Annotated in this window: 27 protein-coding genes; 12 read left to right on the plus strand and 15 right to left on the minus strand. The window is 66.4% G+C overall.

Features of this window, described 5'->3' with window-relative positions; genetic code table 11:
* Window positions 1-3: 3 nt before the first annotated feature.
* The 3 genes from K8M09_RS18495 to K8M09_RS18505 form a co-directional block, all read right to left on the minus strand.
* Window positions 4-594 (minus strand): NAD(P)H-dependent oxidoreductase, encoded by a 591-nt coding sequence (locus K8M09_RS18495; RefSeq protein ID WP_160786759.1) that lies wholly within the window; start codon window positions 592-594, stop codon window positions 4-6.
* Window positions 595-601: 7 nt separating this feature from the next.
* Complete coding sequence (gene xseA, locus K8M09_RS18500) at window positions 602-2,182, minus strand: exodeoxyribonuclease VII large subunit (RefSeq protein ID WP_160786758.1); 1,581 nt, start codon at window positions 2,180-2,182, stop codon at window positions 602-604.
* Window positions 2,183-2,263: 81 nt separating this feature from the next.
* On the minus strand, window positions 2,264-4,096 hold the full coding sequence (locus K8M09_RS18505; RefSeq protein WP_160786757.1) for a hypothetical protein: 1,833 nt from the start codon (window positions 4,094-4,096) through the stop codon (window positions 2,264-2,266).
* A 113-nt stretch (window positions 4,097-4,209) separates the two neighbouring features.
* Between K8M09_RS18505 and K8M09_RS18510 the strand changes: the two genes are divergently transcribed.
* Together K8M09_RS18510 and K8M09_RS18515 are read left to right on the plus strand one after the other, a co-directional pair.
* Window positions 4,210-5,208, plus strand: coding sequence for a glycosyltransferase (locus tag K8M09_RS18510; RefSeq protein WP_160786756.1), 999 nt, complete (start codon window positions 4,210-4,212; stop codon window positions 5,206-5,208).
* Complete coding sequence (locus tag K8M09_RS18515; RefSeq protein ID WP_160786755.1) at window positions 5,205-5,594, plus strand: GtrA family protein; 390 nt, start codon at window positions 5,205-5,207, stop codon at window positions 5,592-5,594. The genes K8M09_RS18510 and K8M09_RS18515 overlap by 4 nt, the downstream gene beginning before the upstream one ends.
* Here K8M09_RS18515 and K8M09_RS18520 read toward each other — a convergent pair.
* Window positions 5,552-6,352, minus strand: a complete 801-nt coding sequence (locus K8M09_RS18520; RefSeq protein ID WP_160786754.1) for a helix-turn-helix domain-containing protein — start codon at window positions 6,350-6,352, stop codon at window positions 5,552-5,554. The genes K8M09_RS18515 and K8M09_RS18520 overlap by 43 nt on opposite strands.
* A 127-nt stretch (window positions 6,353-6,479) precedes the next feature.
* On the opposite strand from K8M09_RS18520, the gene K8M09_RS18525 reads away from it, so the two are divergent.
* The 4 genes from K8M09_RS18525 (at window position 6,480) to K8M09_RS18540 (ending at window position 9,766) form a co-directional block, all read left to right on the plus strand.
* Window positions 6,480-6,890, plus strand: a complete 411-nt coding sequence (locus K8M09_RS18525; RefSeq protein ID WP_160786753.1) for a hypothetical protein — start codon at window positions 6,480-6,482, stop codon at window positions 6,888-6,890.
* Window positions 6,891-7,026: 136 nt separating this feature from the next.
* On the plus strand, window positions 7,027-8,052 hold the full coding sequence (locus K8M09_RS18530) for a histone deacetylase family protein (protein ID WP_160786752.1): 1,026 nt from the start codon (window positions 7,027-7,029) through the stop codon (window positions 8,050-8,052).
* Window positions 8,053-8,150: 98 nt separating this feature from the next.
* A complete protein-coding gene (locus tag K8M09_RS18535) occupies window positions 8,151-9,026 on the plus strand; it encodes an EamA family transporter (RefSeq protein ID WP_160786751.1) in 876 nt (291 codons plus the stop codon).
* Window positions 9,027-9,103: 77 nt separating this feature from the next.
* Window positions 9,104-9,766: an OmpA family protein gene (locus K8M09_RS18540; protein ID WP_160786750.1), complete on the plus strand. Its 663-nt coding sequence runs from the start codon at window positions 9,104-9,106 to the stop codon at window positions 9,764-9,766.
* Window positions 9,767-9,773: 7 nt separating this feature from the next.
* Here K8M09_RS18540 and K8M09_RS18545 read toward each other — a convergent pair whose 3' ends face one another.
* Window positions 9,774-10,235, minus strand: a complete 462-nt coding sequence (locus tag K8M09_RS18545) for a group III truncated hemoglobin (protein WP_160786749.1) — start codon at window positions 10,233-10,235, stop codon at window positions 9,774-9,776.
* Window positions 10,236-10,293: 58 nt separating this feature from the next.
* On the minus strand, window positions 10,294-11,118 hold the full coding sequence (locus K8M09_RS18550; RefSeq protein WP_229341999.1) for a C40 family peptidase: 825 nt from the start codon (window positions 11,116-11,118) through the stop codon (window positions 10,294-10,296).
* A 119-nt stretch (window positions 11,119-11,237) separates the two neighbouring features.
* On the opposite strand from K8M09_RS18550, the gene mbfA reads away from it, so the two are divergent.
* Complete coding sequence (mbfA, locus tag K8M09_RS18555) at window positions 11,238-12,221, plus strand: iron exporter MbfA (protein WP_160786748.1); 984 nt, start codon at window positions 11,238-11,240, stop codon at window positions 12,219-12,221.
* 239 nt (window positions 12,222-12,460) lie between these two features.
* Here mbfA and pheT read toward each other — a convergent pair whose 3' ends face one another.
* From pheT to infC, 6 genes are all read right to left on the minus strand, one after another.
* Window positions 12,461-14,887, minus strand: coding sequence for a phenylalanine--tRNA ligase subunit beta (pheT, locus tag K8M09_RS18560; RefSeq protein WP_160786747.1), 2,427 nt, complete (start codon window positions 14,885-14,887; stop codon window positions 12,461-12,463).
* Window positions 14,888-14,909: 22 nt separating this feature from the next.
* A complete protein-coding gene (gene pheS, locus K8M09_RS18565) occupies window positions 14,910-15,995 on the minus strand; it encodes a phenylalanine--tRNA ligase subunit alpha (RefSeq protein WP_160786746.1) in 1,086 nt (361 codons plus the stop codon).
* The gene (locus K8M09_RS18570; RefSeq protein WP_160786745.1) at window positions 15,988-16,854 is read right to left on the minus strand and encodes a lipopolysaccharide kinase InaA family protein; all 867 of its coding nucleotides are present in this window, start codon (window positions 16,852-16,854) and stop codon (window positions 15,988-15,990) included. Before K8M09_RS18570 ends, pheS begins: the two co-directional genes overlap by 8 nt.
* Before the next feature lie 88 nt (window positions 16,855-16,942).
* Window positions 16,943-17,347, minus strand: coding sequence for a 50S ribosomal protein L20 (rplT, locus tag K8M09_RS18575; protein WP_119257270.1), 405 nt, complete (start codon window positions 17,345-17,347; stop codon window positions 16,943-16,945).
* Between the two features lie 38 nt (window positions 17,348-17,385).
* Window positions 17,386-17,589 carry a 50S ribosomal protein L35 gene (rpmI, locus tag K8M09_RS18580; protein ID WP_024270153.1) on the minus strand — a complete coding sequence of 68 codons (204 nt, stop codon included), beginning with the start codon at window positions 17,587-17,589 and terminating at the stop codon, window positions 17,386-17,388.
* A 227-nt stretch (window positions 17,590-17,816) separates the two neighbouring features.
* Window positions 17,817-18,353, minus strand: a complete 537-nt coding sequence (gene infC, locus K8M09_RS18585) for a translation initiation factor IF-3 (protein WP_160786828.1) — start codon at window positions 18,351-18,353, stop codon at window positions 17,817-17,819.
* Window positions 18,354-18,591: 238 nt separating this feature from the next.
* Here infC and K8M09_RS18590 point away from each other — a divergent pair, with 238 nt between their 5' ends.
* Both K8M09_RS18590 and K8M09_RS18595 read left to right on the plus strand, forming a co-directional pair.
* Window positions 18,592-19,404: an alpha/beta hydrolase gene (locus K8M09_RS18590; protein ID WP_380735307.1), complete on the plus strand. Its 813-nt coding sequence runs from the start codon at window positions 18,592-18,594 to the stop codon at window positions 19,402-19,404.
* Window positions 19,405-19,520: 116 nt separating this feature from the next.
* A complete protein-coding gene (locus K8M09_RS18595; RefSeq protein ID WP_160786743.1) occupies window positions 19,521-20,135 on the plus strand; it encodes a transglutaminase-like cysteine peptidase in 615 nt (204 codons plus the stop codon).
* A gap of 76 nt (window positions 20,136-20,211) precedes the next feature.
* Here K8M09_RS18595 and lepA read toward each other — a convergent pair whose 3' ends face one another.
* The gene (gene lepA, locus K8M09_RS18600; protein ID WP_160786742.1) at window positions 20,212-22,044 is read right to left on the minus strand and encodes a translation elongation factor 4; all 1,833 of its coding nucleotides are present in this window, start codon (window positions 22,042-22,044) and stop codon (window positions 20,212-20,214) included.
* A 61-nt stretch (window positions 22,045-22,105) separates the two neighbouring features.
* The gene (locus K8M09_RS18605; protein ID WP_160786741.1) at window positions 22,106-23,356 is read right to left on the minus strand and encodes an MFS transporter; all 1,251 of its coding nucleotides are present in this window, start codon (window positions 23,354-23,356) and stop codon (window positions 22,106-22,108) included.
* Between the two features lie 142 nt (window positions 23,357-23,498).
* On the opposite strand from K8M09_RS18605, the gene K8M09_RS18610 reads away from it, so the two are divergent.
* The 3 genes from K8M09_RS18610 to K8M09_RS18620 all read left to right on the plus strand — a co-directional run bounded on the left by K8M09_RS18610 (window position 23,499) and on the right by K8M09_RS18620 (window position 24,938).
* On the plus strand, window positions 23,499-24,077 hold the full coding sequence (locus K8M09_RS18610) for a helix-turn-helix domain-containing protein (RefSeq protein WP_160786740.1): 579 nt from the start codon (window positions 23,499-23,501) through the stop codon (window positions 24,075-24,077).
* A gap of 10 nt (window positions 24,078-24,087) precedes the next feature.
* Window positions 24,088-24,618: a GNAT family N-acetyltransferase gene (locus K8M09_RS18615; protein WP_160786739.1), complete on the plus strand. Its 531-nt coding sequence runs from the start codon at window positions 24,088-24,090 to the stop codon at window positions 24,616-24,618.
* A gap of 92 nt (window positions 24,619-24,710) precedes the next feature.
* Window positions 24,711-24,938, plus strand: coding sequence for a hypothetical protein (locus K8M09_RS18620; protein ID WP_160786738.1), 228 nt, complete (start codon window positions 24,711-24,713; stop codon window positions 24,936-24,938).
* On the opposite strand, the gene K8M09_RS18625 is transcribed toward K8M09_RS18620, so the two are convergent.
* Window positions 24,939-25,937, minus strand: a complete 999-nt coding sequence (locus tag K8M09_RS18625; protein WP_160786737.1) for an aldo/keto reductase — start codon at window positions 25,935-25,937, stop codon at window positions 24,939-24,941.
* Window positions 25,938-26,001 lie beyond the last annotated feature (64 nt).

The raw sequence follows: 26,001 nt of genomic DNA on the forward strand, positions 1-26,001 counted from the left end.
CGGTCAAATCCGGTCGATAAGCTTTTCGACCCTGGCGAGGTGCGTTTTGCGCCTCACCGCGTCGATGCGGTCCATGTCGTGGAGCGTGACCAGCCTGAAATCCAGCCCCTTGGCGCAGAAGGCGGCGATGCCGCGCTTCAGGAGGCGCTTTACCGGATTGCCCATGTAGAGATTGACCACCCACCAGGGCGATCCCGTGGTGGTGAAGGCCCAGAAGAGGTGGATATTGCCGAGCCTCGGCTGGATGCGCCCGCCGTCCGGATCGTTCTCGAAGGCGACGCCCGGCGCGAAGACCCGGTCGAAGAAGCCCTTCAGGATGGCCGGGAAATTGAACCACCATTGCGGAAACACCAGCACCAGCCCGTCCGCCTGCTTCAGCCGGGAGACATAGGGTTCCGCTTCCGACGGGTCGTAGGCCGGCTCGAAATAGCGCGCGCGTTCGCCATGGCTGAGCCGTGGGTCGAAGCCTTCGCGGTAGAGGTCGAGCAGGTCGACCGTATGGCCGTTCGCCGCCAGCTTCCGGCGCACCGTCTCGGCGACGCTTGCGGCAAAGCTTTCCTCCAGCGGATGGGCGAGCACGACGAGGATGCGCATGGCGGCCTCAGAACAGTGAACCCTGGCGCGGCGCGGGCTTTTGCGCCTCCGCCTTCGCCGGTTTCTTCCTCGGCGCGCCGCCGCCCGATCCGGTGACGGCATCCACCGTGCCATCGGCGAACTCGATCGCGATAGCGCGGCCGGGGCCGAGTTCCGCCGCGCCCTTGACCGGCGCGCCGTCCTCATCGCGCACCAGCGCATAGCCGCGCTTCAGCACGTTGCGATAGGAAAGGGACTGCAACATGCGGTCCTGCGCCAGAAGCAGGGCGCGCCGCCGGGAAAGATCGCCGGAAAGCGCGCTTTCGGCCCGGAGCGCAAGCCCGCTCAGCCGGTCGCGGGCGCGCTCTGTCTGCGTCTTGATCCGGGCGGGTGTGGCGCGCAGCGAGACGTCGAAGGCCGAAAGGCGGGCGCGGACGTGGTCGAGCCGGCGTTCGACGATGCGTTCGGCCCTGAGCAGCCGGTCGGCGACGCGCTGGCGACGCTCGGCGATGCGGGTCAGCAGCATGTCGGGCCGCAGATGCGCCGCCGTGCGCTCGAAGGTGCGGCGCTTGTTCGCCGTGTTCATCTGCAGGCCGCGCCCGAGACCGGCCGAGGCCTCGTCGAAGCGGCGGCGCGGCAGGGCGAGAAGCTGGTCGAGCGAGGGGAGCGCCCGGGCGAGCGCGCGAACACCCTGCCGGCGATTGTCCATCTGGCGGGCGCACGCCCCGCGCAGGCGCGCGGCAAGCGAGGCGATTTCCGCCTCCAGGTCGGCCTTCACCGGCACGGCCATTTCGGCAGCGCCCGTCGGCGTCGGGGCGCGGCGGTCGGCCGCGTGGTCGATCAGCGTCCAGTCCGTCTCGTGGCCGACGGCGGAGATCAGCGGGATTTTCGAGGCGGCGGCGGCGCGCACCACGATCTCGTCGTTGAAGCTCCAGAGGTCTTCGAGGCTCCCGCCGCCGCGCGCGACGATCAGCACGTCCGGCCGCCGGATCGGCCCGAGCGGGTCCAGCGTGTTGAAGCCCTCGATGGCCGCCGCGACCTCCTGCCCGGACCCTTCGCCCTGCACCTTCACCGGCCAGACGACGACATGGACCGGGAAGCGGTCGGCGATGCGGTGGAGGATATCGCGGATGACCGCGCCGGTCGGCGAGGTGACGACGCCGATGACCTTCGGCAGGAAGGGCAGCGGCTTCTTGCGCTCCGTATCGAAGAGGCCTTCGGCGGCGAGCTTGCGCCGGCGTTCTTCCAGCAGCGCCATCAGCGCGCCCGCGCCGGCCGGCTCCAGCGTCTCGATGACGATCTGGTATTTCGAGGAGCCGGGGAAGGTGGTGATCTTGCCCGTCGCGATCACCTCCATGCCCTCTTCCGGCTTGAAACGGAGCCGGGAAAAGCTGCCCTTCCAGATCACCGCGTCGATGCGGGCCTTGTCGTCCTTCAGCGAGAAATAGGCGTGCCCCGAGGAATGCGGGCCGCGATAGCCGGAAATCTCGCCGCGCACCCGCACCTGGTCGAAGGCCTGTTCGACGGTGCGCTTGATGGAGCCGGACAGCTCCGACACCGAATATTCGGCAAGGTTCGACGGCGAATCGTTTTCGGAAAAGAAGCTCATGGGGCAAGTGTAGTGCGTTTCGCCCGCGATGACAGGGCGGTGCGCGCGGCATCCCCAGCCTGAACTGAATGTCAATTGGCCCTATTCCGGCCGCACCCGGTAAAGCCGCAGCGATGCGCTTTCCGTTCCGGCGATCGGCTCCAGATAGTCCGGCACCCTGCCCTTGAGAAGATCGGCATAGAGGCCGCCCGGTTCCGCCTTCGCAAGGTCGCGGGTCTGGGTGTCGTCCGGGCAAAAGGCGAGCAGCGTCACATGCGCCCCGCGCAGGAAGGCTTCGGCCTGCCGGGGATTGGAAAGGCCGATATGCAGCTCCGTCAGCATACCGCCCTGGTTGCGGTGGTAGGGCGCGGAAAGCACGCGATGGCCGGTATAGCGCAGGATCGGCGCGCCGAGATTGGAGGCTCCGGCGACGACGCCGGCGGGTTCGGCGGCCAGCGGCGCGATGGAGGCCTCGGCGGTGCAGGACAGACGCGGCGTCGGGGCGGCCGCCAGGCCGGCGGTCAGTTTCGCCTGCGAGCGGCCGGGCAGCATCGCGCCGGCCAGCGCCCAGGTTGCGGGCACGGAGGCGAGCGTCAGGGCGATGAAGGCGAGCCCCGTCCTGAGGTTCTTCGGGTCTGCATTGGAGGCCTTGCGCATATCCGCGATGGCAAGGCCGAGAGGCAGGGCGGAGAGCATGTTGGAGAAGATCGCGCCGCGGATCTGGATGAGCGAGACGGCGAAGGCGACGGCAAGCAGGGCGAGGACGACGAGATGCGCTTCGGTCTTCTCTCCGCGCCGGATGCGCCACAGGCAGACCAGCATGGCAAGAAGGCCGGGCGCGTAAAAACTGCCGACCGATCCCGGCTCCAGCCTGAACTGCGCCACGGCGGACTGCGCCTCGATGACGCCGGAAAGCCAGAAGGTCTTCAGCAGCGGATCGAGCGTGTCGAGCGGATTGGCAAGGCAGCCGGGGGCGATGACCAGCACCGCGCCGGCGATGACGACGCCCGCGCCGGCAAGGGCGGCAAGCCGGCCGCGCAAGGACCGGCCGCTCGCCAGCGAGGCGGTCAGGAACAGCGTGCCGCCGCCGAGCGTCGCCAGCGCGTAGAAGCCGTAGGAGAGGCTGTCGCAGGTCACCTGCGTATAGCGCGACGGCGCGACGGTGGCGAAGAAGGCGAGCGTGATCGTCAGCGCCAGCGAAAGGCCGAAGGCGGCCGCCGCCTCGCGGTAGGCCGGCCCTTGCCAGACCCAGCGCAGCGCGACGACGAGGCAGACCGCGCCGATCAGCGGCGTCGTCTCCGCGCCGATGGCGATGGCAAGGCCCGAAAGCAGGCCGGCCACCGCATGGTCGCGCGCCCGCATTCCGGGGTCGAGCAGCATGGCGGCGATGCCGGCGACGAGCGCGAGCTGTACATTGTGGTGGTCGATGGAGCCGGGCTGGAAGCGGTTGAGCGCCACGACGAAGACGGAGGTCAGCACCAGCGTCGCATGCATTCCCATGGTGCCGCCGAGCCGGTAGGCCGCAAGCCCCATGCCGGCGAGCACCGGCACGACCAGCAGCGCCGGCCAGACCGCAAGCGCGATCGCCTCGGCGTGCCGCTGGTCCGCAAACAGCGAGAAGAAGCTGATGAGATTGGCGATGGGCAGGTCGACGAAGCGCGACCAGTGCATCAGCGTGCCGCCGTCGAGGCCGAGGCGGTATTGCGTCGTGTCGAACCAGCTCTGTCCGGCGAGAAGGTCGCGCACCACGACGAGCCGCATCGTGTCGTCATTGTCCGCTCCGACATAATCGGTGGCGAAGGGCAGCGAGATGGCGAGCACCAGCGCGATGGCGACGAGGCTGTAGAGGGCGAGCACGCCGGCCGTCAGTCCCTGGCGACGGGCCGGGGCCTTCGAAGGGGTGAGTGGCAGCGCCGCAGGCATGGATTTCGACACGAACAGCCCTTTCGTCCGCCGTTGGAAGCCAGCCGAAACCTAGCCTTAACCTTCTCAAGAAATAGTAAAACCGAAGGCCGCGCGAGGCGGCCCGCCTTCGGAGACCGCGCGTCATGACGCAAGCCCTGCTGGAAGACCTGGATATCGCCGTGCTGCTGCCCTGCTACAACGAGGCGCAGACGATAGCCGACGTCGTGACCGGGTTCCGCGCCGCGCTGCCGACGGCCCGCATCTATGTCTACGACAACAACTCCACCGATACGACGGCGCTGCGTGCTGCGCTGGCCGGTGCGACGGTCGTGCGCGAGCGCCGCCAGGGCAAGGGCAATGTGGTGCGCCGCATGTTCTCCGATATCGAGGCGGATATCTACCTCATGGCCGATGGCGACGGCACCTATGCGGCCTCCGATGCGCCCGAACTCGTCCGCACGCTGATCACCGAGGGCGCCGACATGGTCGTCGGCACGCGGCGCGGCGTGCATGCCGATGCCGGCCGACAGGGCCACGCCTTCGGCAATCGCATCTTCAATGTGCTCTACCGCTCGCTCTTCGGCAGCGATTTCTCCGATATCTTTTCCGGCTACCGCGCCTTCTCGCGTCGGTTCGCCAAGAGCTTCCCGGCCGTTTCCGGCGGCTTCGAGATCGAGACGGAGATGTCGGTGCATGCCTCGCGGCTGCGCCTGCCGGTCGCCGAACTCGAACTCGACTACGGCCGCCGCCCGGAAGGCTCGCATTCCAAGCTCTCCACCTTCCGCGACGGCGGAAAGATCCTCTGGATGTTCGCCATGCTGATGAAGGAAACGCGCCCCTTCACCTTCTTCGGCGCGATCAGCGGCGGCTTCATGGGCCTCAGCCTCGTCTTCATGGCGCCTGTCCTCCTGGCCTATTTCCAGACCGGCCTCGTCGACCGGATGCCGACCTGGATCTTCTCGCTGGTGCTGATGATGATCTCCTTCCTCGTCTTCTCCGCCGGCATGATCCTCGATTCGCTGGCCCGCGCCCGCGCCGAGCAATTGCGCATCCATTATATGAACCTTCCCGCCGGCCATGCCGGCCACCGCCGCCCCGCGCACGCCGCCGAGGATCTGTCGGCCCGCTCGCGCGCGGCATGAGGCGCATCCTCCTCTTCGCGCTCGTCGGCGGTGCCGGCTTCCTCGTCGATGCCGGCGTGCTCGCCCTGCTTCTCCATGTCTCGCCGCTCGGCCCCTTCAGCGCGCGGATTGTCGCCATCGCAGCGGCCATGCTGGTCACCTTCTGGCTGAACCGCACCTTCACCTTCGGCCGCAGCGACCGGGGCCTTGCGGCGGAGGGCACGCGCTATGGCGGCGTCGGCGTCAGCGCCGCGCTCCTCAACTATGCGGTCTACTCGGCCATCCTGCTGGTTTTCCCGGCCGTATGGCCGGTCCTTGCCGTCGCCATCGCGTCCCTTGCGGCGATGGTCTGGTCGTTCCTGGGCTATTCCCGTTTCGTCTTCGGCGCGTCCGCCTCCTCGAAGTGAGCCCGCGTTCCGGCATCGGCCGGGAAGAAGCTTTCGATCAGCACGCCCTGCACCAGCGCGTCCTGCGCAGAGCCGAAGGAGGTGAGCGTGGTGATCCAGTTGAAGCGCTTCGCGCCGATCTTCATCTCGATGGGCAGGATCGGCAGCCGGTCGCCCTGCGGGAAGGCCGCGAGCGCGGCCTTGATGTCCTCCGTCGCCGCCAGCCGCTCGATGCGCTTCAAAAGCGGGCTGCGTGGCCCCTGGAGCCAGGCCTCGGCGCGGATGCGATGCACGAGGTCGGCGGCCGATTGCGCCCAGTTGACGACGATGGAGCGCAGGGGCGTCGGGCCGAGATAGGCGTCGAGGAAATTGTCACCCGGCGCAACCGCGATGCCCGCCATGCCAGCCAGGCTTAGAAAGGCCTGGTTTGCCGTCAGCACATTGTATTCGTGGTCGAAGACGACGCCCGGATAGGGATCGTGGCGGGCGAGGATCAGGCCGATGGCCTCGGCCACCGCCGGCGGGAAGGCCGAAAGGCCGGCGGCGGGCGCGGTTGCGAAACGCGGGCGAAAACCGGCGGCGGAAAAGAGCAGGCCCTGGTCGCGTGCCGGAATGTCCAGCACGGCGGAGAGCCGCAGGATCATGCCCTCGGAAGGGCGTGAGCGGCCCGTCTCCAGAAAGGAGAGGTGCCGGGCGGAGATGCCCGCCTCGCTCGCCAGCTCCAACTGGCTGAGACGCCGGTGGCTGCGCCATTCCTTGAGATGTTCGCCGAATTCCATATCCGCCTCCTTGCGCGTCCGCCGCAATAGACAGGAGCGGCGGCGGATTTTCCATTACCTCCAAGGTAATTGGTTTGCCTCCCTCGCCGCGGCAGGTTGGCCCCATCGACAACGAAAGGAGCCAACCATGTTCGCAGCCCTCAACCGTAATCTTCTGAAGTCCGTCATGCTTGCCGACGGCGTCTTCTCCCTCGTCGCGGGCATCGCCCTCTTCGCCTTCGCCGGTCCGATAAGCGGTCTCGTCGGCCCGCATGCGACGCCTGCCATCCTCGCCGGCCTTGCCGCCTTCTTCCTCCTGTGGGGCGCGTTCCATCTCGCCGTCGGCCGGCAGGAGCGGCCTTCGCCCGCCGCGGTGCGCGTCGCCATCGCGGGGGATGCGCTCTGGGTGATCGGCAGCGTCGCCGTTCTCTTTCTTGCCCGCGGCGGGCTGACGCTGGCGGGCATCGGCCTCATCGCGCTTGCGGCTGTCGCGGTCGCCGATATCCTGCTCCTCAAGCAGATCGGCCTCGGCCGCCAGCAGCGCGCCGCCATCGCCTGAGCGGCCGCGCCATTCGCCCCGCCATTCGCCCCTGTCAGCCACGAGGGCGAATGGCTGTCTCCTACCCCGCGAGGGAGATTCCCCTTCCGGCAAAAATGCACTACCGTCGCGCCGAACGAGAAATGGGGAGCCTTTCATGCGCGTTATCTTTTCCGAGGACCACAAGCTCAGGAACGCCCGCAGCGAGCTTTACGGCGGCGAGCTGGTGCCGCCCTTCGAGGCGCCGTTCCGGGCGGAATGGATTCTGGCGGCGGTCAAGGACGCCGGTTTCGGCGACGTCGCCGCGCCCGATCATTACGGCCTCGAAACCGCGCTGAAAGTGCATGACGCCGGCTATCTTTCCTTCCTCGAAACGGCCTGGGACCAGTGGAAGGCCGCAGGCTACAACGGCGAGGCCATCGCCACGTCCTTCCCCGTGCGCCGCACCTCACCGCGCATTCCCACCCAGATCGACGGCCTGCTCGGCTACTACTGCAACGCCGCCGAAACGGCGATCTCGCCCGGCACCTGGGAGGCGGCGCTGTCCTCCATGCGCACGGTGCTGACGGCCACCGATATCGTTGCGGGCGGGGCGAAGGCCGCCTTCGCGCTCTGCCGTCCGCCGGGCCACCATGCCGGCATCGACAGCTTCGGCGGCTACTGCTTCATCAACAACGCCGCCGTTGCCGCCCAGCGCTTCCTCGACAAGGGCGCGAAGAAGGTCGCCGTCCTCGACGTCGACTTCCACCATGGCAACGGCACGCAGGATATCTTCTACGAGCGTGGCGACGTCTATTTCGCCTCGCTGCACGGCGACCCGGCCGAAGCCTTCCCGCATTTCCTCGGCTATGCGGAGGAGACGGGCAAGGGCGCGGGCGCGGGCACCACGCAGAACTATCCCATGTCGCCCGGAACGCCCTATTCCGTCTGGGAGGCGGCGCTGCTCGACGCGCTGAAGCGCATTTCCGCCTTCGGCGCGGAGGCCATCGTGCTCTCGCTCGGCGTCGATACGTTCGAAAAGGACCCGATCTCCTTCTTCAAGCTCACCTCGCCGGATTACATCACCATGGGCCGGGCGGTCGCGGCGAGCGGCCTTCCCGTGCTCGTCGTCATGGAAGGCGGTTACGGCGTGCCGGAAATCGGCCTCAACGTCGCCAACACACTGAAGGGCATTGCGGGCTGACCCGGGTCCAGCATCAATTTCATTGAAGCAAGGCGTCACGATTATCCATTTGCCGGGTGGCTGACCCTCCTCTAGGACTGGGCGCCGGAGGAGGCCCCATGGCAGAACAACAGGTTTTATCGCAGCAGAACAATGCGGGTCTCGCCTCCGGCGTCCTGCTCTGCTTCGCCTCCATGTCGTGCATCCAGTTCGGCGCGGCCTTCTCCGCGACGGCCATCGATGCCTACGGTCCTTCGACCACGACCTTCCTGCGCCTCGTCATGGCGGCGGCGGTGCTGGCGCTGATCGTGCGCCCGCCCATGCGCTCCTACAGCCGTGAACAGTGGAAGAGCGCTCTCCAGCTCGGCGCGACCATGGCGGCGATGACGCTGTTCTTCTTCGCTGCTATCGACCGTATTCCGCTCGGCCTTGCCGTGGCGATCGAGTTCCTCGGGCCGCTCGCCGTCGCCACCTTCTCGCTCGGCGGCGGGTGGAGGCTGGTCTGGCCGCTGGCGGCCTTCGCCGGCGTCGCGCTGCTTTCCCATGACGGGAAGGGCTGGATCGGCGATCCGGTCGGGGTGCTCTTCGCCTGCGGTTCCGGCGTCGGCTGGGGCGCCTACATCGTCCTCATGAAGAAGGCCGGCAAGGCTTTCCGCGGCCTCGAGGGCCTTTCCATGTCGCTGATCGTGGCGGCCGTCGTGGCCATACCCTTCGGCCTGCCGCGCGCGCACGAGGCGATGAACCCGGAGGGGCTGGCCATGATGCTGGGCCTTGCCCTGCTGGTGCCGCTGCTGCCCTATGCGCTGGAGATGACGGCGCTGCGCCGCATGCCCATGTCGGCCTTCGGCATCCTGATGAGCCTGGAGCCGGCGCTCGGCGCGCTGGCCGGCTTCCTCGTGCTGAGCCAGCCGATGACGCCGCTGCAGATGCTCGGCACGGCGCTGGTGGTCGCGGCGAGCGCCGGCGTCACGACCAGCGGAAAGGGCGATGGCTAGCAAAGAGCGGCCCCTTTCATGTTCCTGCCGCAATCGCTAGGTTGAAGCAGAAGCATCGATATTTCCGGGGACCATCCATGTACAAGAAAGCCGTGATCGTCGCGTTAGCCGCGACCTATCTCTCCGCCTGCACGACGACCGATCCCTATACGGGCGAGCAGAAGGTCTCCAACACGGCCGGCGGCGCGGCCATCGGCGCGGGCGTGGGTGCCGTCGCCGGTCTGCTGATCGGCAACAATCCGGTCCAGCGCCGCAATGCGGCCCTCATCGGCGCCGGTGTCGGCGCGCTCGCCGGCGGCGCGGTCGGCAACTACATGGACAGGCAGGAAGCGGAACTGCGCGCGCAGCTTCAGGGCACCGGCATCTCGGTCACCCGCGACGGCGACCGCATCATCCTCAACATGCCCTCGAACGTCACCTTCGCGACGGGCGACGACCGGGTCAGCCCGGACTTCTACCCGACGCTCGATTCCGTCGCCATCGTGCTGCGCAAGTTCGACCGCACGCTGATCGACGTGGACGGCCATACCGATTCGGTCGGCAACGCCGCCTTCAACCAGGATCTGTCCGAGCGCCGCGCCAATTCGGTCGCCAACCATCTCGCCTCGCGCGGGATCGACCAGCGCCGCATGTCCACCATGGGCTATGGCCTGGAGCGTCCCATCGCCTCCAACGCGACGGAATCCGGCCGCGCGCAGAACCGCCGCGTCGAAATCGCGATCTCGCCGCTCAGGCAGTGATTGCCGCTCACGCGCGGTTTTTCATCGGGTCGTCGTCGGCCGGGTTGTAGAAGAGCGAGAGCACCAGGCTCTTCGCGATCCGCTCGGCCGTCGCCATGAACCACGCCTTCGCCTCCGGCGAGGGCGCGATATCGTCCAGCGTGGCGGAGAAGAGGCCGAGCCAGGTCTCGAAAAGCGGCGGGCTGATGCCCTGAACGCCCTGATGCGCCATGACGGGCTTGCCGCCATAGCCGCCGTCCTTGAAGGCGACGGCGGACCAGAAGCGCTTCATCGTCTCCATATGCTCCGGCCAGCGGCCCTGTAGCCGGCCGTCGAAGACCGGGCCGAGCTCCGGATGCGCCCGCACGCGGCCGTAGAAGGTTTCCACCAGCAGCGGAATGAAATCGGCGGTGATGCCGATGGCGTGCATCTCCGCTTCCGCGCGGACGCGGATGGCGGCGAAATGGGAGAGGCGGTCGGGTTCGGTCATGGCGCAAGGATAGGGCCGCCGCGCCGCGCCGGCAATCCGGCCGAACGTCGCAGGCAGCTTACGGCCCTTCCCGGCCCGCCGCCCATTCCAGCCGCTTGTAGTCGAAGCCGTATTTCAGCGTCGGCTTGACGATCTCGAAATAGGGCGAGAGGTCGAAGTCGCGCGGCGTATAGAGCGAATGATGGCGGATATGCAGGATTTCCTGGCGCGAATAGGTCGAGGTCGCCGCTGCGTGGCCGGGCGCGCGGGTGATGTCCGGCAGGATGGGATAGCGGATCGCCTCGAAAGCCTCGGCGATCAGCGTGGAGCAGATTGCCCGCGTCGGGTCGCCCGAGCCGAAGGCGATCATGCGCCGCCGCCAGCGCACCGGAATGGGCGGCGTCGGCAGGAAGTAGCGCAGCATGTCCGTGATGTTCTTCATGTCGTATTTCAGCCCCAGCCGGGAGACCATGAAGGTGAGGACCGTGTCCCGGTCCTCCGGCGTCAGGCCGATGGGCCGGCAGATGCGCGTGTTGTAGGTGCGGTACTTGGTGAGGGGCACGGCGACGCACCCTTCGCCAAGATTGACCTCGATGAGCTGCGGCCGCTCCGCCGCCGGCAATGCCGCCTGATCGAGCGTCAGGGGCGCCGCCTCGCCGACGAACAGCGCGGCATGGGACCAGGTGGATTGCGTCAGGTATTTGATCGCCGCCGAGACCTTCTGGTTGCCCTCGACGAGCAGGATATCGCCGGGCCGCAGCGTGCGGGCGAGGGTCTCGGGATCGGAGGGCGTGTAGGGTTCGTAGCCGGAGGTCTGGCTTTGCAGCCGGTCGGCGAGAAGGCGGCCGAAACGGTCGAGCAGCGTGTCGCGGCCAGCGGAAAGCGGCTTCAATGCAGCGGTCAAGTCTCGTCCTTCGCTGGTATCCTTTCATGCACTCTAGCCTCAGCCGCGACGTCCTGTCGAGCTTGACGCAATCGGCCGCGCTCCTATATTTAGAATAATTCTAAATTGGATTTCAGCCGATGTTCTCCCGCCTTCTCCGTCCCGGCAAGCGCAGCCTCGAATCCCTCAGCGAACAGGAAGTCCTGGCGCTCGCCATCTCCTCCGAGGAGGACGATGGCCGCATCTACCTCGCCTATGCCGATGCGTTGCGCGGCGCCTATCCTCATTCGGCCCGCGTCTTCGAGGAAATGGCGGAGGAGGAGAGCCATCACCGCCAGATGCTGATCGACCGCCATATCGCCCGTTTCGGCGACCGCATCCCGCTCGTCCGGCGCGAATATGTGCGCGATTTCCCCGAGCGGAAGCCGGATTGGCTGATCGGCAATATGTCGATCGAGAGGATCCGCGAACAGGCCGAGGCGATGGAGGAGGCCGCGCACCGCTTCTATCTCACCGCCGCCGCGCGAACGGGCGACGCCGCCACGCGCAAGCTGCTCGGCGATCTGGCATTGGCGGAGAAGTCGCACGAATCCCTTGCCCGCCGGCTCGGCGAGGAGCACACACCCGTCGATGTGAAGGCGGAGGAGGACGAGACCGCGCGCCGGCAATTCCTCCTGACCTATGTGCAGCCCGGCCTTGCCGGCCTGATGGACGGCTCGGTCTCGACGCTCGCGCCGATCTTCGCCGCCGCCTTCGCCACGCAGGATACCTGGCAGACCTTCCTGGTCGGCCTCTCGGCCTCCGTGGGCGCGGGCATCTCGATGGGCTTCACGGAAGCCGCCCATGACGACGGCAAGCTCTCGGGGCGCGGCTCACCGCTCAAGCGCGGCCTCGCCTCGGGCATCATGACGGCGCTCGGCGGCCTCGGCCACGCGCTGCCTTATCTCATTCCGAACTTCATGCTGGCGACGACCATCGCCGTTGCCGTGGTCTTCGTGGAACTCTGGGCCATCGCCTTCATCCAGAACCGCTACATGGAGACGCCGTTCTTCCGCGCCGTGCTGCAGGTCGTGCTCGGCGGCAGCCTGGTGCTCGCGGCGGGCGTGCTGATCGGCAATGCGTAAGGGGGGACTCTAGCGCCGTGTCGGGCGGTTCATGTCGCGCACCACCCAGCGGAAGAAGACATAGACGCCGACGCCCATGATGGCGACCGGCAGGAGATTGGCAGCAGTATCCATTTCGACCTCAAATGCCCTCCCGGAGCGGGAGTTAAGGTCTTGCTAACCAATTTACAACATGCAGGGCGGTGACGATCCGTTCACAAAAAGGAAAGCGGGGCGTTACCGCCCCGCTTCGATCCTCATCAGGCGCGCAGCGTTGCGCCCGTGGTCTTCACCACATTGCCGACGATCTTGCCCGTCAGTGCCTCGAAGTCCTCGTCCGTCAGCGTCTTGTCGACCGGCTGGATGACGACCTCGATGGCCACGGACTTCCTGCCCTCGCCCACCGATGCGCCCTCGAACACGTCGAAGACATTGACGGCCGTGATCAGCTTGCGGTCGGCCCCGCTCGCCGCGCGCACGATGGCGCCGGCTTCCACGCTCTTGTCGACCACGAAGGCGAAGTCGCGCTTCACCGCCTGGAAGGGCGAGAGGTCGAGCGCCGGCTTGGTGCGGGTCGCCTTCTTCTTCGGCTCCGGCATGGCGTCGACGAAGATTTCGAAGCCGCACAGCGCGCCGGAGACGTCGAGCGCACCGAGCGCCTTCGGATGGAATTCGCCGAAGGTGCCGAGAACGATCTTCGGACCCATCTTGATCGTGCCGGAGCGGCCCGGATGGTACCAGGAGGGTGCGCCCGGCTCGATCTGCACATTGCCCATCGGCAGGCCGCAGGCCTCAATCACGGCGAGCGCATCGGCCTTGGCGTCATAGACGTCGACCGGCTTGCCGCCGCCCTTGGCCGCATTCGACCAGAGGCGGCCGGAACCCGAAAGCGTAGCCGTGCCGCGGCGAACGCCGCCGGCAACGCGGCGCTGTCCCTCGGGCCGGTCGTTCTCATAGGTGCCGGAGACTTCGAAGATCGCGACGTCGCCATAGCCCTTGTCGGCATTGCGCTGGGCGGCTGCGAGCAGGCCCGGCAGCAGCGAGGGGCGCATGTCGGACATGTCGGCGGCAATCGGGTTGGAGAGCGCCAGTGAGGCCCCGCCGCCGCCGAACAGCTCGGCATGCGCCTTCGGGATGAAGGACCAGGTGACGGCTTCCATCATGCCGCGCGAGGCGAGCGCACGCCGGGCAAGGCGCGAGCGGATCTGCAGCGTGGTGAGGATGCGGCCATTGACCGAGCCGTGGCTTTCCAGCGGCGCGGGCTTGATATTGTCGACGCCGTGGATGCGCATAACCTCTTCCACGAGGTCCGCCTTGCCGTCCACATCGGGACGCCAGGAGGGAACGGCGACGGAGACGCGCTCGCCCGAACCCGTGACCGTGAAGCCGAGGCGGGTCAGGATGTTCGTGCTCTCTGCTTCGGACACATCCACACCCGTCAGGCGGCGGACTTCCGAGAACGGGAAATCGACGATCTTGGCGTCGAAACCCTTATAGCCGACGACGTCGGTCTTCGCCGGCACGCCGCCGCAAAGTTCCAGCACCAGTTCCGTCGCGCGTTCGAGGCCCGGCACCATATATTCCGGGTCCACGCCGCGCTCGAAGCGGTAGCGCGCATCGGTGATGATGCCGTGCGAGCGGCCGGTCTTGGCCACGTTCATCGGGTCCCAGAGCGCCGATTCGATCAGCACGTCGACGGTGTTCTCGTCGCAGCCCGAATGTTCGCCGCCCATGATGCCGCCGATGGATTCGATGCCGTTGTCGTCGGCGATGACGACGTTGGACGGGTTCAGCGTATATTCGCGCGTATCGAGCGCCAGCACCTTCTCACCCACGGCCGCGCGGCGCACGACGAGATCGCCCTTCACCTTGGCCGCGTCGAAGACGTGCAGCGGGCGACCCTGGTCGAAGGTCATGTAGTTGGTGATGTCGACGAGCGCGTTGATCGGGCGAAGGCCGATGGCCAGCAGCCGCTGCTGCATCCAGCGCGGGCTGGGACCGTTCTTCACGCCGCGCACGAGGCGGAGCGCGAAGCCCGGGCAGAGATGATCGTCGCCATCAAGCGCCAGCTTCACCTTGACCGGCGTCTCGCCCTCCACCTTGAAGGAAGGGACCTTCGGGGTCTTGAGCGTGCCGAGACCGGAGGCGGCGAGATCGCGGGCGATGCCGAAGATGCTCGTGCAGTCCGGGCGGTTCGGTGTCAGGTTGATCTCGATGACCGGGTCGTCGATGCCGGCATAGGCGGCATAGCTCGCGCCGACCGGCGCATCCGCCGGTAGGTCGATGATGCCGTCATGGTTGTCGGAGATTTCCAGTTCCTTCTCCGAGCACATCATGCCGCGGCTCTCGACGCCGCGGATGGTGCCGACGGCGAGCGTCACGTCGATGCCGGGCACATAGGTGCCGGGCGCGGCAAACGCGCCGACAAGGCCGGCGCGCGCATTCGGCGCGCCGCAGACGACCTGGATCGGGTCGCCCTTGCCGGTATCGACCATCAGCACGCGCAGCTTGTCGGCATTCGGATGCTGTTCGGCGGAAACCACCTTGGCGATGACGAAGGGCCTGAAGGCCGCCTTGTCGTCGACGTCCTCCACTTCAAGGCCGATCGCCGTCAGCTTCGCGCAGATTTCCTCCAGCGAGGCGTCGGTGTCGAGATGATCCTTCAGCCAGGAGAGCGTGAATTTCATTGTCTTTCTCCTTGGATGCCGGTTACGCGCTGAGGCCGCCGAACAGGGTCGGCATGTCGAGCGGGCGGAAGCCGTAATGGCTCAGCCAGCGGACGTCGGCGTTGAAGAAATCGCGCAGGTCCGGCATGCCGTATTTCAGCATGGCGATGCGGTCGAGGCCCATGCCCCAGGCAAAGCCCTGGTACTCGTCCGGGTCGAGGCCGCCGGCGCGCAGCACGTTCGGATGAACCATGCCGCAGCCGAGGATTTCCATCCAGTCCGTGCCCTCGCCGAACTTGACGATGGGACCCGACGAGCGGTCGCACTGGATGTCGACCTCGAAGGACGGCTCGGTGAAGGGGAAGAAGGACGGGCGGAAGCGCATGGTGACGCTGTCGACCTCGAAGAAGGCCTTGCAGAATTCTTCCAGCACCCAGCGCATGTTGGCGACATTCGCGGTCTTGTCGACCACGAGGCCTTCCACCTGGTGGAACATCGGCGAATGGGTCGCGTCACTGTCCTGCCGGTAGGTCTTGCCGGGGATGATGATGCGGATCGGCGGCTTCTGCGCTTCCATGGTGCGCACCTGCACGGGCGAAGTGTGCGTGCGCAGCACCTTGCGCTCGCCGTTCTCGTCCGCGGGGAAGAAGAACGTGTCGTGCATCTCGCGGGCTGGGTGGCCCTCGGGGAAGTTCAGCGCGGTGAAATTGTAGTAGTCCGTCTCGACGTCCGGGCCTTCGGCAATCGAGAAGCCCATGTCGCCGAAGATCGCGGTGATCTCGTCAACGATCTGGCTGATCGGATGGATGCGGCCGCGCTCGGCCGGCGAGGAGCGGACCGGCAGGCTGATATCCACCGTCTCGGCCGCAAGACGGGCCTCGATAGCGGCGTCGCGCAGCGCGCTCTTGCGCTCGCCGATAGCGTCGGTCACGCGGGTCTTCATGGCGTTGATCGCCGCGCCGCGCGTCTGGCGCTCTTCCGGCGACATGGTGCCGAGCGTCTTCAGGAGTTCCGAGACGGAGCCTTTCTTGCCGAGCGCACCGACGCGCACGGCTTCGATCGCCGCCTCGTCGGAGGCCGCGGCAACGTCGGAAAGGAGCTGCTTTTCCAGTGTGTCGAGTTCAGTCATCTTTACCTGCTTTGCTTGCGTCGGCCGGGCGGGGAGGCAGAAGAACCCCCTGGAGATAGCGGGTTGCGGCGAGGAAGCGTCGCAGATCACTACCCATGTGCACGCGCCCGATCAATCGGGTTGGCGACAAAAACTTGCCGAGGAACCGGAGCATTTCCGTCAGTTCCGCCTCGGCGGCGGGCGGCGCATTGGTGCGCCAGGCGGCATAGGCTTTCTCCGCCGTCGCTTCGCCGAGACGGGCGCGGTCGGTAAGCTGGAGGAAGAGCAGCCACAGGTCGCGCGCCTGGGCGGTCGCGAGCGGCATGGCCGCCTCCGGCTCCTCCTCGAAATCCATGAAGCCGATGCTCCGTTCGCCGGCCACGAAGAAGTCGCGCGGATGCGGGCGCCCGTGGCAAAGGCCCTTGCCGTGCAGCGCGCCGAGATGGGCGGCGCAGGCGACGAGCAGGGCGTCATGGGCGGCGGGATCGATGTCGCGCAGCGCGTCGAGGCGCGCGGTCACGGTCGGCGCGACGTCGGAAAGCACGAGTGCGGAACCGGAGGAATAGAGCACCTTCGGAACGGGCACGCCATGGGCGGCGAAGGTCTCGATGCGGCGGATTTCCCGCGCGATCATGCCCTTGCCGTCGAGATAGGGCGAGGGACGCAGGAACGGCTGGCCAAACAGGCGGGCAAGCGACGTCTGCGCCTTCGTCCAAATCGGCGGGCGCTCCGTGCCATAGCGCTTGATCCAGACGGCGCCGAAGGACAGTTCCACGCGCTCGACCCGGCGGGTCTCGCGCGTCAGCGCGGCCAGAAGCCGCTCGACGTCGCCGTCGGTCATGTCGGGGATCGCGTTGAGGTCGGTCAGCATGCCGTCCATGGTTCTGGGCCCGAAATCCAAACAAAAACCCGCACCGGTTCCCCGGCGCGGGTTTCACAACGAAGCGAAGATTTGTTGTGAGCGCCGGTTAGTTGACGGCGGTCTCAAACTCGTTCTTCGTGCCGGCGTCCTTGAGGTATTCCAGAGCCTTCTTGGCGGCTGCGACGAGCGCGCCGAAAGCTGCGGTCTCATGGATCGCCATGTCCGAAAGCACCTTGCGGTCAACTTCGATGCCAGCCTTGTTCAGGCCGTCGATGAAGCGGCCGTAGGTCAGGCCGTGCTCGCGGACGGCAGCGTTGATGCGCTGGATCCAGAGAGCGCGGAAGTTGCGCTTGTTGACCTTGCGGTCGCGGTAGGCGAACTGCTTGGAACGATCAACCGCAGCCTTGGCGGCGCGGATGGTGTTCTTGCGGCGGCCGTAGAAACCCTTGGCTGCCTTCAGCGTCTTCTTGTGCTTGGCGTGGGAAGTAACGCCGCGTTTTACACGTGCCATGTCATGATCTCCTTAACGTATCAGATGCGCGATGAGTCTTAGAGACCGTTCGGCAGGTAGTTCTTGATGACCTTCTTGCCATCGGGCTCGGCCAGCACCATGGTGCCGCGGGCGTCGCGAATGAACTTGTTGGTACGCTTGATCATGCCGTGGCGCTTGCCGGCAGCGGCAGCGACGACCTTGCCGGTCGCGGTGATCTTGAACCGCTTCTTGGCAGACGACTTCGTCTTCATCTTGGGCATTTTGCTACTCCATTCTTCTTGAATTCGAGAGGCACTGACGAAGGCGCCCCTCCAGCGTAAAGAACGGCCACGGCATGCCCTGCCGGACCGTTCGGACGGCGGCTTGTAACCGATGTCCCTGCAAAGCGCAACCGGATTCCTCGCAAAGCGCGGATTCCGGCCGGAAATGGAAAAGCCGCCCCGAGGGACGGCTTGATCCGTTCAGTGCATGGCACCAGCGATGGGGCTCACTTGGGAGCGAGCACCATCATCATCTGGCGGCCTTCGAGCTTCGGCTCGGCTTCGACCTTGGCAATGGCCAGGGTGTCTTCCTTGACCTGCAGGAGAAGCTTCATGCCGAGTTCCTGGTGGGCCATTTCGCGGCCGCGGAACTTCAGCGTCACCTTGACCTTGTCGCCTTCGTCGAAGAAGCGGTTCATGGCCTTCATCTTCACCTCATAGTCATGGGTGTCGATGTTCGGGCGCATCTTGATTTCCTTGATCTCGACGATCTTCTGCTTCTTGCGCGCTTCGGCCGCCTTCTTCTGGTTGGCGTATTTCAGCTTGCCAAGGTCAAGGATCTTGCAGACAGGCGGTTCGGAGTTCGGCGAGATCTCCACGAGATCGAGGCCGGCTTCTTCAGCCATGCGAAGGGCCTGATCTGTCGGAACGATGCCGTGGTTGGTGCCTTCGGCATCGATGAGCTGGACGCGGGGAATCCGGATTTCCCTGTTGGAACGCGGGCCGTCTTTGACGGGGGCTTCCGCTTTGAAAGGTCTGCGAATGGTCGTGGTCTCCTCGACTGTTTCGACGGGTATGAATCTGTGCGACGATCGGGCCGTTTCGCCCGAAATGCGGCGTTTGTCGGCAATGTGTTGATCGCGCTTGGGAAGTCAATAGCATGCCGCGCGGAAAAAATCACCACCTGTCCTTGCGAGAGCGAATCTGGTCTAGCTCTCGGCAAAAGGCCGGTTGGCGGGCGGTTTTCCGCCGGGGGCGCACAAAGAGGAGATAGGTATGACGATGGCGAACGGCAATGGCGTGGCGGCGGATTTCATCACGGTCGGCGAGGGGAATGACGCGCGGCGCATCGCCGTCGCGCTCCAGCCGCCCGCCGCCGGCAACACGCTCGCCCATTTCGTCTGGCTCGGCGGCTACCGCTCCGACATGTCCGGCACCAAGGCCATCGAGCTTGCCGCCCTTGCCGCCCGCCTCGGCACCGGCTGCGTGCGCTTCGACTATTCCGGCCACGGCATCTCGGGCGGCGCCTTCGTCGATGGCACGATCTCGCGCTGGCTGGAAGAGTCGCTCGCCGTGATCGATCATGCCGCCAGCACTCTCGGTTCGAGCCGTATCGTCCTCGTCGGCTCGTCCATGGGCGGCTGGATCGCGCTGCGCGCCGTGGCCGAACTTGCCGGCAGGAGCGGCATCGACATCGCCGGCCTCGTTCTCATCGCCCCCGCGCCGGATTTCACCTCCGAGCTGATCGAGCCGAACCTGACGGAGACCGAGCGCGCGGCGCTTGCCGAGCGCGGCCAGTTCGAGGAACCGACGCCCTACGGTCCCGACCCGAACATCTACACGCTGAAGCTCATTGAGGACGGAAGAGCGAACCGCGTGCTGACGGGTGCCATCGAGACCGGCTGCCCCGTGCATATCCTGCAGGGTATGGCCGATCCCGACGTGCCCTATGCCCATGCCGTGCGCCTGATGGAGCACCTTTCCGGCGACGACGTGGTGCTGACCCTGATCCGCGACGGCGACCATCGTCTCTCGCGTCCGCAGGACATCGCGAAAATCCTCGAGGCGGCGGAGACCCTCGCCCGCGGAACCTGAGGCGCGGGCGCACCCGTCCAGCCGCATTTTAACCATAATCCAGCTTCGCCAATTCTGATGATTGACGAACGGTCCTTCTCACCGTTAACTCTTTGTTAACGATTAGGGGACGTTCCATGGCACGAATGATTGGTGCGAAGGCTGGGATTGCGGCAATTCTCGCGGTTCTCGTTTCTTCTTCCTCGGCTTTCACCGCACCGGCATCGGCGCTGTCCATGAAGGTGGGCGGCGTTACCTCGCAGCCGATCGGCCATTACGAATTCTGCCAGAGCCACAAGTCCGAATGCCGCGCCGGCGTGCGCACCGCGCCCGCCAAGGTCACGGATTTCGGCTGGTCCATCGTGCGCGAGATCAATGCCAGCGTGAACCGCGACATCACCCCGATGACCGACAAGGAACTGCACGGCGTCGACGAAATCTGGTCCTACCCGGACGGCGCGGGCGACTGCGAGGACTTCGTGCTCCTCAAGCGCAGGATGCTGATGGAAAAGGGCTTTGCCGCCGGCGATCTCCTGATCACCGTCGTGCGCAAGCCCGATGGCGAAGGCCATGCCGTCCTGACCCTGCGCACCGCCCAGGGCGACTACATCCTCGACAACCTCAACAACGAGGTGAAGCTGTGGACCGAGACGCCCTACCGCTACCTCAAGCGCCAGGCGTCGTTCCACGCCGGCCGCTGGGTCTCGATCGAAAACGGCGACGCCGTCATGGTTTCGTCGGTCGGCCAGTAAGCCGCCATCAATCCAGATGCAAAAAGGCCGCGGAGCGATCCGCGGCCTTTTTCGTCTGTCATCGGGGAACGGACCCTTATTCGTCGCCCATCTTGAGCGCCGCGATGAAGGCTTCCTGCGGAATTTCCACCTTGCCGAACTGGCGCATGCGCTTCTTGCCGGCCTTCTGCTTGTCGAGCAGCTTGCGCTTGCGGGTGGCGTCGCCGCCGTAGCACTTGGCGGTCACGTCCTTGCGCAGCGCCGAGATGGTTTCGCGGGCGATCACGTTGCCGCCGATGGCGGCCTGGATCGGGATCTTGAACATGTGCTTCGGGATCAGCTCCTTGAGCTTCTCGCACATGTCGCGGCCGCGCTTTTCCGCGGCCATGCGGTGGACCATCATGGAGAGCGCGTCGACCGGCTCGCCGTTGACGAGGATCGACATCTTCACCAGATGGCCTTCCTTGTGGTCGGTGATCTGGTAGTCGAAGGAGGCGTAGCCCTTGGAGATCGACTTCAGGCGGTCGTAGAAGTCGAAGACGACTTCGTTGAGCGGCAGGTCGTAGGTCAGCATGGCGCGCGTGCCGACATAGGTCAGCTCGACCTGGATGCCACGGCGGTCCTGGCAGAGCTTGAGGATGCCGCCGAGATAGTCGTCCGGCGTCAGGATCGTCGCGCGGATCCACGGCTCATGGATTTCCGAGATTTTTACGACGTCCGGCATGTCGGCCGGGTTGTGCAGCTCGCGCATCGAGCCGTCGGTCATGTAGAGCTGATAGACGACCGAGGGTGCGGTCGCGATCAGGTCGAGGTCGAACTCGCGCTCCAGGCGTTCCTGGATGATTTCGAGGTGCAAGAGGCCGAGGAAGCCGCAGCGGAAGCCGAAGCCGAGCGCCGCCGAGCTTTCCATTTCGAAGGAGAAGGAGGCGTCGTTGAGGCGCAGCTTGCCCATCGCCGAGCGCAGGTCCTCGAAATCGGCCGCGTCGACCGGGAACAGGCCGCAGAAGACGACCGGCTGGGCCGGCTTGAAGCCCGGCAGGGCCTTTTCCGTCGGACGCTTGTCCTCGGTGATCGTGTCGCCGACGCGGGTATCGGCCACTTCCTTGATCGAGGCGGTGATGAAGCCGATCTCGCCCGGACCGAGCGAATCCATCGCCACCATCTTCGGCGTCAGCACGCCGACGCGCTCGACGGTGTATTTGGCGTCCGTGCCCATCATGCGCACGGTCTGGCCCTTGGAAAGCCGGCCTTCGATGACGCGCACGAGAACCATGACGCCGAGATAGGTATCGTACCAGCTATCGACCAGCAGCGCCTTCAGCGGTGCCTTCTCGCCGCCCTCGCTCTTGGGCGCGGGCAGGCGCTTGACGATGGCTTCCAGCACGTCGGGAATGCCGAGGCCCGTCTTGGCCGAGATCAGCACGGCGTCGGAGGCGTCGATGCCGATCACTTCCTCGATCTGTTCCTTGATGCGCTCGGGCTCGGCCGCCGGCAGGTCGATCTTGTTGAGGACGGTCACAAGCTCATGGTTGTTGTCGATCGCCTGGTAGACGTTGGCCAGCGTCTGCGCTTCCACGCCCTGGCTGGCGTCGACGACAAGCAGCGAGCCTTCGCAGGCCGAAAGCGAGCGTGAGACCTCGTAGGCGAAGTCGACGTGGCCGGGCGTGTCGATGAGGTTCAGCACATAGGTGTCGCCGTCATTCGCCTTGTAGTGCAGGCGCACGGTCTGGGCCTTGATGGTGATGCCGCGCTCGCGCTCGATATCCATGTTGTCGAGAACCTGTTCCGACATCTCGCGATCGGCAAGGCCGCCGGTCGACTGGATCAGCCGGTCGGCGAGCGTCGACTTGCCGTGGTCGATATGGGCCACGATCGAGAAGTTGCGGATATGGTCGAGGGGCGTCGAATTATTGGTGCTCATGCGCGCCATATAGCAGCGCGCACGACTCGCGAAAAGCGGTAAATGAACCGTTTCTTCGCCGCAAGCGCCGCTATTCCGGGGCTTTCTCGCCTTCCACCAGCGCGCCGGCATTCGGCACCTGCGCGCTACGGATCTCGAAATTCTCCCGCGCCTGCGGCGGCACGGTCTCGCGCCGCCGCAATCGCGCGGCGACGAAGGCGATGTAGAGCATCGCGACGCCGATGACCGCATAGATGAAGGTTTGGGGGCCGAAGACCGGCGTCAGGGCCGTCACGCCGAGCGGAACGAGGGTTGCGGAGGTCGACCAGGCGACGAGCAGCGTCGAGGCCAGCGGCACGAAATCCTCGGGGTCCGTGCGGTCGTTGGCATGGGCGTTGGCGATGGAATAGACGCTTTCCACCGCGCCGGCCCACAGCGCGAAGACGATCATCAGCAGCACGAAGGCGCTGAAGGACACGAAGAGCGCAGCCACCGCCGCGCCGGTGATCAGCAGGCAGGTGAAGATCAGCACGATGCGCCGGTCGATGCGGTCGGAGAGCGTGCCGAGCGGGTATTGCACGAAGATGAGGCCGAACTGCATGACGAACATCAGCAGGGCGACGTCCGTCTGGCTGACATTGTTGGTGGCGGCGTAGATCGGTGTGAAGCCCTGAACGACCATGGAAAGCCCGCCCGAGGCGAGCACCCCGACGAGCGCGACCGGCGAATTGCGCCAGGCCATGGCGAAGTCGAGATTGACGCGGGCGGGCGGCGGCGGATTGGGCAGCCGGGTCAGGCCGATCGGCAGCAGCGCGACGGTGGTGACGAAGATGGTGACGAGCGGGGCGAGGTTGCTGTCCGCCGGCATGCGGCCGAAAATCCACGCGCCGACGCCGAGGCCGAGCACATAGGCCATGTAGAAGAACGACATGGCCTTGCCGCGCCAGCGATTGTCGCTCGCATGGTTCAGCCAGCTCTGCGCGATGATGAAATTGCCGTTGCCGGAAATGCCGTAGATGCCGCGCGCCAGCACCCAGAGCAGCGGGTTGACGCCGAGCGCGACGAGGAAGGCGGCGATGATGACCAGCGCCAGCGAGCAGGAGAAGGCCCGCGCATGGCCGACGCGGCTGATGATCGGCCCGGCGATGACGCAGCCGATCAGCCCGCCGAAGGCCATGGTCGTGACGGTCGCGCCCGGCGTCCAGGACGGCGCGCCGGTCTGCGACAGCACATAGGGCACATAGGCGAGCATGACGCCGTTGCCGATAGCCACAAGGGTCATCGAGACGACGATGGCGGTGATGGAAAAGAGCGAGGACGCCCGCTGCGCTTCACCTGTCATCCGTCCGCCCTCCTGATTCTGCCGGGCCACCATATCCGTCGCCGCCATGCCGCATTGTCGCCGTAGCGGCATGGGCCGGATTTATTTTCGGGAGAGGGTGAGGCACGTTGACTCCATTATAAGGGATGAATACTCTCTTATAATGGAAAATGAAACCGCCCCCCTGGAAAACGCCATCGGCGAGCGTCTCCGCCTGCTGCGCGTGGCGCGCGGCCAGACCCTCGACGATCTGGCCGGCGCGTCCGGCGTCAGCCGGGCGATGATCTCGCGCATCGAGCGCGGCGAGGCCAGCCCCACGGCGCAGCTCCTTTCGCGGCTCTGCGCCGCGCTGGACCTGACGCTCTCCGCCTTTTTCGCCTTTTCCGAAGGGGAGGGCGATCCGTTGTCGCGCCGCGAGGCGCAGACCGTCTGGCGCGATCCCGAGACAGGCTACCAGCGCCGCGCCGTCTCGGCCCCGAACACGGCCGCGCGCGTCGAGGTGATCGACGTGGAATTCCCGGCCGGCGCGCGCATCGCCTATCCGCCGGAAACGGCCAAGGCGGGCATGACGCAGCATGTCTGGCTGTTTTCCGGCGCCTTGCGCATGACGGTCGGCGAGACCGTCCACGACCTTCGCCCCGGCGACTGCCTCTACATGAGCATCACCGAGGGGCATGTCTTCGAAAACCCCGGCAAGACGCCGGCGCATTATGCCGTGGTGCTGGACCGCGGCCGCAACTGAGGCGGAAAAGATGAGCGAGATCAGGCTGCTCGACGAGACCGAAACCCGCGCCCGCATGGGCGAGCTTGCCGATGTGCTGGCCGATTGCGTCACCGGCGGCGCTTCCGTCGGCTTCATGGCGCCCTACGGGCCGCCCGATGCGCTGCCCTTCTGGGAGGGCGTGGCGGCGGCGGTCGGCGAGGAGGCGACGCTGCTTTTTGCCGCCGAGCGGGCGGGCCGCATCGTCGGCACGGTGCAGGTCGGCATCCGCCAGATGCCGAACCAGCCGCACCGGGCGGATGTCAAGAAGCTCCTCGTCATGGAAAGCGAGCGCGGCCGCGGCCTCGCCCGGGCGCTGATGGCGCTCGCGGAGGCGGAGGCCGCCCGGCGCGGCAAGACCGTGCTGGTGCTCGACACGGCGACCGGCAGCCCGGCCGAGACGGTCTATGAACGCCTCGGCTGGCAGCGTGCCGGCGTCATCCCGGATTATGCGCTCTATCCGGACGGCCGCTATTGCGGCACGACCTTCTTCTACAAGCATATCGGCGGTACGCCCGCCTGACGCCGGCCTGTATCGAAACGGTGCAGGGCGGCGTTCACGCGATGGAAAGGGTCCCGCGGTAGAAGGAAGCCGGATCAACGAGGCGACCCGCCATGCAGATAGCCGGCATCATGAGCACCGCCCTGACGGGCATGGCGCGCGAGACGGCGCGGGCCGAAAGGGCGGCGCAGAGCATCGCGACCCCTTCCGCCCCGCAGAGCGACCCGGCGGAGGATATGCTGGACCTCATCTCCGCCGGCATCGGCTTTCGCGCGAACGCTGCCTCCTTCGAGACGGGCGCGGACCTCTGGACGGTCCTCGCCACGATCAAGCGGGATTGATCAGCGGTTCGCCATCGCGGCCATGCGCTGCGGATAGCGTCCGCCGGCAACCCGCGCCGGCGACAGCAGGTCACCGAGCTTTGCGGCCTCTTCCTGCGTCAGCGCCACATCGGCCGCCGCCACGTTCTGCTCCAGATGCGGCACCTTGCTTGCGCCGGGGATCGGCACGATGAAATCGCCCTGCGCCAGCACCCAGGCGAGCGCAAGCTGTGCCGGCGCCACGCCCTTTTCCTCAGCCATCTCTTCCAGCAGGGTCACCAGCGCCAGGTTGGCGTCGAAGTTCTCCGCCGCAAAACGCGGCAGCGAGCGGCGGAAGTCGTCGGCCGAAAGGCCGTCGAGCTTCTTCAGCGCGCCGGTGAGAACGCCGCGGCCGAGCGGGCTGAAGGGCACGAAGCCGATGCCGAGGTCCCGGCAGGTGTCGAGCACGCCGTTCTCCTCGACCTCGCGGGTCCAGAGGGAATATTCGCTCTGCACGGCGGCGATGGGATGCACGGCATGCGCCTTGCGGATCGTCTCCGCGCCGGCTTCCGAAAGGCCGAGCGCCTTCACCTTGCCCTCGCGCACCAGTTCCGCCATCGCGCCCACCGTCTCCTCGATCGGCACAGCCGGATCGACGCGGTGCTGGTAATAGAGGTCGATCACCTCCACGCCGAGCCGCTGCAGCGAGGCCTCCGCGACGGCCTTCACGTTCTCCGGCCGGCTGTCCGTGCCCGAGATCATGTCGGCCGAGGGCTTGGTGTCGTCGATGCGGAAGCCGAACTTCGTGGCGATCACCACCTTGTCGCGCACCGGCTTCAACGCCTTGCCGACGAGAATCTCGTTCTTGTAGGGGCCGTAGACTTCGGCCGTGTCGAACAGGGTGACGCCGAGTTCGACAGCGCGGTGCAGCGTCCCGATGGCCGCCGTCTCGTCGCTGGAGGGGCCGTAGGCATGGCTCATGCCCATGCAGCCGAGGCCGAGGGCCGAAACGTCGAGGCTGCCGAGATGTCTGTGTTTCATGACGATATCCTTTCGCTTTGGACCGGGAGGGGTCCGCGCCGGGCGGCGAATGGTCCGCCGTCGT

It is taken from the genome of Shinella zoogloeoides, from assembly GCF_020883495.1.
Lineage (GTDB): Bacteria > Pseudomonadota > Alphaproteobacteria > Rhizobiales > Rhizobiaceae > Shinella > Shinella zoogloeoides.

Bases quoted from the DNA above. Each gene is read 5' to 3' on its own strand.
- K8M09_RS18495 (WP_160786759.1), bottom strand. From the start codon at position 594: ATGCGCATCCTCGTCGTGCTCGCCCATCCGCTGGAGGAAAGCTTTGCC.
- xseA (WP_160786758.1), bottom strand. From the start codon at position 2,182: ATGAGCTTCTTTTCCGAAAACGATTCGCCGTCGAACCTTGCCGAATAT.
- K8M09_RS18510 (WP_160786756.1), top strand. From the start codon at position 4,210: ATGACGCAAGCCCTGCTGGAAGACCTGGATATCGCCGTGCTGCTGCCC.
- K8M09_RS18515 (WP_160786755.1), top strand. From the start codon at position 5,205: ATGAGGCGCATCCTCCTCTTCGCGCTCGTCGGCGGTGCCGGCTTCCTC.
- K8M09_RS18520 (WP_160786754.1), bottom strand. From the start codon at position 6,352: ATGGAATTCGGCGAACATCTCAAGGAATGGCGCAGCCACCGGCGTCTC.
- K8M09_RS18525 (WP_160786753.1), top strand. From the start codon at position 6,480: ATGTTCGCAGCCCTCAACCGTAATCTTCTGAAGTCCGTCATGCTTGCC.
- K8M09_RS18530 (WP_160786752.1), top strand. From the start codon at position 7,027: ATGCGCGTTATCTTTTCCGAGGACCACAAGCTCAGGAACGCCCGCAGC.
- K8M09_RS18535 (WP_160786751.1), top strand. From the start codon at position 8,151: ATGGCAGAACAACAGGTTTTATCGCAGCAGAACAATGCGGGTCTCGCC.
- K8M09_RS18540 (WP_160786750.1), top strand. From the start codon at position 9,104: ATGTACAAGAAAGCCGTGATCGTCGCGTTAGCCGCGACCTATCTCTCC.
- K8M09_RS18545 (WP_160786749.1), bottom strand. From the start codon at position 10,235: ATGACCGAACCCGACCGCCTCTCCCATTTCGCCGCCATCCGCGTCCGC.
- mbfA (WP_160786748.1), top strand. From the start codon at position 11,238: ATGTTCTCCCGCCTTCTCCGTCCCGGCAAGCGCAGCCTCGAATCCCTC.
- pheT (WP_160786747.1), bottom strand. From the start codon at position 14,887: ATGAAATTCACGCTCTCCTGGCTGAAGGATCATCTCGACACCGACGCC.
- pheS (WP_160786746.1), bottom strand. From the start codon at position 15,995: ATGACTGAACTCGACACACTGGAAAAGCAGCTCCTTTCCGACGTTGCC.
- K8M09_RS18570 (WP_160786745.1), bottom strand. From the start codon at position 16,854: ATGGACGGCATGCTGACCGACCTCAACGCGATCCCCGACATGACCGAC.
- rplT (WP_119257270.1), bottom strand. From the start codon at position 17,347: ATGGCACGTGTAAAACGCGGCGTTACTTCCCACGCCAAGCACAAGAAG.
- rpmI (WP_024270153.1), bottom strand. From the start codon at position 17,589: ATGCCCAAGATGAAGACGAAGTCGTCTGCCAAGAAGCGGTTCAAGATC.
- K8M09_RS18590 (WP_380735307.1), top strand. From the start codon at position 18,592: ATGGCGAACGGCAATGGCGTGGCGGCGGATTTCATCACGGTCGGCGAG.
- K8M09_RS18595 (WP_160786743.1), top strand. From the start codon at position 19,521: ATGGCACGAATGATTGGTGCGAAGGCTGGGATTGCGGCAATTCTCGCG.
- lepA (WP_160786742.1), bottom strand. From the start codon at position 22,044: ATGGCGCGCATGAGCACCAATAATTCGACGCCCCTCGACCATATCCGC.
- K8M09_RS18605 (WP_160786741.1), bottom strand. From the start codon at position 23,356: ATGACAGGTGAAGCGCAGCGGGCGTCCTCGCTCTTTTCCATCACCGCC.
- K8M09_RS18610 (WP_160786740.1), top strand. From the start codon at position 23,499: ATGGAAAATGAAACCGCCCCCCTGGAAAACGCCATCGGCGAGCGTCTC.
- K8M09_RS18615 (WP_160786739.1), top strand. From the start codon at position 24,088: ATGAGCGAGATCAGGCTGCTCGACGAGACCGAAACCCGCGCCCGCATG.
- K8M09_RS18620 (WP_160786738.1), top strand. From the start codon at position 24,711: ATGCAGATAGCCGGCATCATGAGCACCGCCCTGACGGGCATGGCGCGC.
- K8M09_RS18625 (WP_160786737.1), bottom strand. From the start codon at position 25,937: ATGAAACACAGACATCTCGGCAGCCTCGACGTTTCGGCCCTCGGCCTC.